Raw genomic sequence first — 4,296 nt, 5'->3', positions numbered from 1 at the left:
CCGCCGGGCACGTTGAGCCCGGCGAGGCTGCCGTTGCCGCCGCCGTTCGCGAAGCCCGTGAGGAACTGGGCATCCGGATCGCGGCAGACCAGCTCCAGCCGCTGTGCACGGTGCACCGCTACCTGCAAGCGGGCAGCGGCGCCCAATCCCCTGTGGATTTCTTCTTCCTGGCGCGCCAGTGGGACGGTACTCCGCGCCTCATGGAACCGGAGAAAGCCTGCGAGCTTCGCTGGTTCCCGCTCGATGCCCTGCCGCAGAACCTCGTTGCGCAGGAACAGCTGGTACTTTCCCGGCTGGATTCCGGCTTGCCGCCAATTATCTGCATGGGATCCGGCACGGCGCTGGACCAGCCCCGGCATCTGGGCTAGTCGCGCACTCGATGCCCGAGGCATCTTCCCGGAGTCCGGTGGCAATGCCGCGGACAGTGCCGTAGGGTATGGCCATGAACGGGTACAAGCTTCGCCTGCTCGGGGCAGGCCTCCTGCTGCTGGTCCTGGTCGGGCTGCTCAGCGGCTGGTCCGAGCTCTTTGCTTCCGGCGCGTGGCTGGCGACCTTGGTCCAGCTCGGTTCGCTGGTCCTGGGCCTGGCCCTGGTCTACCGCGGGGAAAATGCCACGCCGGCCCGGTTCAGCTAGCCCCTGCAATAGCCAGCTAGGCCAGCCGCGCCTTGAGCCACCCAACGGTGGCGGCCGCCTGCTTCGCGTGATAGCTGCGCAGCGTGGGCAGCCCCGGAACCTCGGGCCTGCGCGCCGCGTCCACATAGTAGGCGGCCAGTCCAGCTAAGACCGCGCTGACCGCGTCCGCGCCCACCGATTCGAAGATCGGGTGGGAGGCGGCAATGGCATCCGCATCCAGCGCCGGGTCGAAGATCCGCGCTTCAACCAGCACCGTCAACGCGTCATACCATGCGGCGCCCCGCGAAGCCCACGGCCAATCCACCAGCAGCACTTCTCCGCCGTCGCCCAGCAGGATGTTGTCCGAGCGCAGATCCGAATGCACCAGCTGGTCTCCGGCCAGCGCCCCGATACCGTCCATGGCCAGCCCATGGAGTTCTTCCAGGTTCTGCGCCACCCAGGGATCAGCTGGAAGCCAGCCGTCCTGCATGATCCGCGCAAAACCGTCTACGTCCTCGCGCAGTTCCTCTTCCAGCGTCGGCAGCAGCTCGATCAGGGAATCGGGGGCCTGATGAGCCAGCTGCGCCAGCGTGTCCAGTACCCGTTCCAACTGTCCGGCCGGCCAGGGAAGCTGCGGGCTGGCCCCTGGGCCTTCAGCGAAGACCAAGGCCTCCCAGCCTTGCCAGCTGATGCGCCCCAGGAACTGCGGAACCGGCAAGGCCGCCGGGAGCTTGGCCGCTATTGCCGCTTCGCGGGCGTGCAATGCCGTGGCCGGGGCGCTGAGGCCCGGATGCACCGCCTTGGCGAAGACCCGCTGGCCATCGGCGGTGAGCAGCCGGTCGGCGCTGCCCGGGGAAAACCCCGAGGCTTGGCTTAGCGCCCGGATCACCCGGGATCCAAGGTGCGATTCGATCCGCGCGCGCAGTTCGCCGGGAAGCTGATCCCAGGTGATGCGCCGGGTGAATTGAAACTGCATGGTTCGGATCATGCCAGATCACCGGCTGCCAGCCAAAGCGCGTTGCACTGCGGCGAGCCGGCAGCGGGCCGGGGCCCTCAGGCGACGATCAGCGCGATGCCCACATAGGTAGTGAGCAGCGTCGCGAGCAGCCATTCTGCGGTGGAGCCCGTCTCGGCCAGAATCGGCAATGCCACCCGCCCATTGGACTTCCAGCAGCCGCCAATCAGCGGCAGCCGGCGGAACCAGCGCGGCGAGCCGATCTTGATCGGCCACAGCAGATTGCAGCCGCCGATGGTCAGCATGTCGCCCAGCACGTGCACGATCGCGCCCAGGGAGACTGCCATCAGGAACCAGAGGTTCTGCTCCGGCGCATTCATCCCGACGAAAGTCCCGGCGGCCAAGGCGATAATCCAGCACAGCAGCGGCGGCATGAATTTCATGGTCTTCACCGCGAAGGAAATCAGCAGGATCGCGAACAGCGCCGCGGCCGGGTAGACCGTGCCCAACGCCGCGGTCTGCACATCCCAGCCGTTGGCCAGCCAGGCCAGGAAGATGAAGAAGGCGATGCCGATCAGCGAATGGGTGCCGTTGCGGTGCCCGCCCGAAACCGAACCGACAATCCGCGTGAAAATGCTGGAGAACGGGGGCAGCGAGCGCGCGATCGTGGCCCCATGGTGATCCGCGTCGGGCAGCAGGGCCGCGCCAGCGCAGACGATCGCGCCGGCCAGGGTTTCCCAGCGGTCCATCTGGAAAGTTCCCAGCCCCAGGTTCACCGAACCCACGGTGACGTCAGTTGTAATTGCCAACCATGCGGCTGCGCCGCTCACCGCGTGGTGTCCACCCATCATGCATTCAACCTTAGGTCTGGTCACCGACGTTTTAGCGGTGCGACGGAGGTAAGCTGGAACACATGAGTATTGTGCGTGAAGCTGTTCCGGGCGACTGCCCGCAGATCTTGGCGATGATCCAGGAATTGGCCGACTATGAAAGGGAACCTGATGCGGTGCTCAACACCGCAGCAGACCTCCAATCCCATCTGTTCGGCCCCAATCCCCAGGTCTTCGCCCATGTTGCCGAGGATGAAACCGGGACGCTCAGGGGCATGGCCCTGTGGTATCTGACCTACTCCACTTGGGAAGGCCGGCACGGCATCCATCTGGAGGATCTGTATGTGCGCGAATCCCAGCGCGGTTCAGGCACCGGCACCGCGTTGCTGCGCACGCTGGCGCAGATCTGCGTCGAACGCGGCTACAAGCGCCTGGAATGGTCAGTGCTGGATTGGAACGAGCCGGCCATCAGGTTCTACGACGCCATCGGTTCCAGCTCCATGGACGGCTGGAGCACCCGGCGCCTGGACGGCGAAGCACTGCAACAACTTGGCATGCAAGGAGCGAGCTAATGCGCCACTACCGCGGTATGGATGTCACCGACCATCGCATCGAGGTTCCACTGGATCACGCCGATCCGCAGGGCGAAAAGATCTCGGTCTTCGCCCGCGAGATCAGCACCGGCACGGCCAAGCCCTGGCTGCTGTTCCTGCAGGGCGGTCCAGGGGGCAAATCCCCGCGCCCCGGTTCCTTGTCGGGGTGGTTGGCCGAAGCCACCAAGCACTTCCGCGTGCTGCTGCTGGACCAGCGCGGCACCGGACTGTCCACCCCGGCTAACCGCAAGTCCTTGCCGCTGCGCGGGGACTCGGCCGCCCAGGCCCGCTACCTCTCGCATTTCCGCGCCGACTCGATTGTGCGCGACGCCGAAGCCCTGCGCGAGCACCTGGGCATCGAGCAGTGGAGCACCCTGGGGCAGAGCTACGGCGGGTTCTGCACCCTGACCTATCTCTCGCTCTTCCCGCAGTCGCTCACCCGCTGCCTGGTCACCGGCGGGCTGGCCTCGCTGGATGCCGATGCGAAGACCGTCTACCGCGCCACCTACCAGCGGATGGCAGAACGCAACCGCGAGTACTTCTCCTGGTACCCCGAGGACTTCCAGACCCTGCACAGGATCTACGAGCATGTGCGCACCAATGACGATGAGCGGCTGCCCAACGGCCAGCGCGTCACCGTGCCGATGGTGCAGATGCTGGGCATGTACTTGGGCGGAAACACCCGGGTGCACCTGCTGCATCACATCTTCGAGGAGGCCTTCAGCCACACCCCGGGCGGCGACCGCCTCTCGGATCACTTCCTCGAAGCGCTCCTGGCCCAGAGCTCTTTCGCCTCGAACCCGCTCTATGCGCTGATGCATGAAACCATCTACGCCCAAGGCGAGCCGACCAATTTCGCGGCCGAACAAGTCCTGCCGGAATTCGCCGACTTCACCCGCCACGCGGCGACCCCGCTGCTGACCGGCGAGATGATCTACAGCTGGCACTTCGCCGAAGATCCTGCCCTGCGCCCCCTGGAGGACGTGGCCCGCATCCTGGCCGAGCACGAAGGCTTCGGCCCGCTCTACGATCTGGACGTCCTGGCCAAGAACACCGTGCCGGTGGCCGCCGCGGTCTACCATGACGACGTCTATGTGGACCGCGAGCTCTCGCTGCGCACCGCCTCGCAGGTGGCCGGGTTGCAGACCTGGGTGACCGATCAATTCCACCATGACGGCATCGGCGACGATGGCCCGGCGATCTTCCGCCGGCTGCTGGCCATGGCCAACGGCGAAGACCCGGACGCCGAGGCCCAGGACAGCTAGCCCGCGCACCGGCTAGGTTAACGCGCAGGGCGCTTGAATC

Annotated in this window: 6 protein-coding genes; 4 read left to right on the top strand and 2 right to left on the bottom strand. The window is 66.2% G+C overall.

Going from position 1 to position 4,296, the window contains the following annotated elements; genetic code table 11:
* Together ACNPN0_RS05590 and ACNPN0_RS05585 are read left to right on the top strand one after the other, a co-directional pair.
* Positions 1–368, top strand: a 368-nt coding sequence (locus tag ACNPN0_RS05590; protein WP_448938851.1) for an NUDIX domain-containing protein, incomplete at its 5' end; no start/stop codon positions are given.
* A gap of 74 nt (positions 369–442) precedes the next feature.
* On the top strand, positions 443–634 hold the full coding sequence (locus ACNPN0_RS05585; protein WP_332498565.1) for a hypothetical protein: 192 nt from the start codon (positions 443–445) through the stop codon (positions 632–634).
* Between the two features lie 16 nt (positions 635–650).
* Here the strand turns inward: ACNPN0_RS05585 and ACNPN0_RS05580 are convergent, their stop codons facing one another.
* Both ACNPN0_RS05580 and ACNPN0_RS05575 read right to left on the bottom strand, forming a co-directional pair.
* Positions 651–1,589 (bottom strand): phosphotransferase, encoded by a 939-nt coding sequence (locus ACNPN0_RS05580; protein ID WP_448938432.1) that lies wholly within the window; start codon positions 1,587–1,589, stop codon positions 651–653.
* A gap of 77 nt (positions 1,590–1,666) precedes the next feature.
* Positions 1,667–2,419: a metal-dependent hydrolase gene (locus ACNPN0_RS05575; RefSeq protein WP_105656685.1), complete on the bottom strand. Its 753-nt coding sequence runs from the start codon at positions 2,417–2,419 to the stop codon at positions 1,667–1,669.
* A 62-nt stretch (positions 2,420–2,481) separates the two neighbouring features.
* Here ACNPN0_RS05575 and ACNPN0_RS05570 point away from each other — a divergent pair, with 62 nt between their 5' ends.
* Entirely contained in the window at positions 2,482–2,970 is a 489-nt protein-coding gene (locus ACNPN0_RS05570) for a GNAT family N-acetyltransferase (protein WP_133834222.1), read from the top strand.
* Positions 2,970–4,256, top strand: a complete 1,287-nt coding sequence (locus ACNPN0_RS05565; RefSeq protein WP_448938431.1) for an alpha/beta fold hydrolase — start codon at positions 2,970–2,972, stop codon at positions 4,254–4,256. Before ACNPN0_RS05570 ends, ACNPN0_RS05565 begins: the two co-directional genes overlap by 1 nt.
* The last annotated feature ends 40 nt before the right edge of the window (positions 4,257–4,296 follow it).

This window comes from Glutamicibacter sp. AGC84 (assembly GCF_053543575.1).
The sequence above is the reverse complement of the archived record's forward strand: the minus strand, read 5'-3'. Positions and strand labels throughout refer to the sequence as shown.

Bases quoted from the DNA above. Each gene is read 5' to 3' on its own strand.
- ACNPN0_RS05580 (WP_448938432.1), bottom strand. From the start codon at position 1,589: ATGCAGTTTCAATTCACCCGGCGCATCACCTGGGATCAGCTTCCCGGC.
- ACNPN0_RS05585 (WP_332498565.1), top strand. From the start codon at position 443: ATGAACGGGTACAAGCTTCGCCTGCTCGGGGCAGGCCTCCTGCTGCTG.
- ACNPN0_RS05565 (WP_448938431.1), top strand. From the start codon at position 2,970: ATGCGCCACTACCGCGGTATGGATGTCACCGACCATCGCATCGAGGTT.
- ACNPN0_RS05575 (WP_105656685.1), bottom strand. From the start codon at position 2,419: ATGATGGGTGGACACCACGCGGTGAGCGGCGCAGCCGCATGGTTGGCA.
- ACNPN0_RS05570 (WP_133834222.1), top strand. From the start codon at position 2,482: ATGAGTATTGTGCGTGAAGCTGTTCCGGGCGACTGCCCGCAGATCTTG.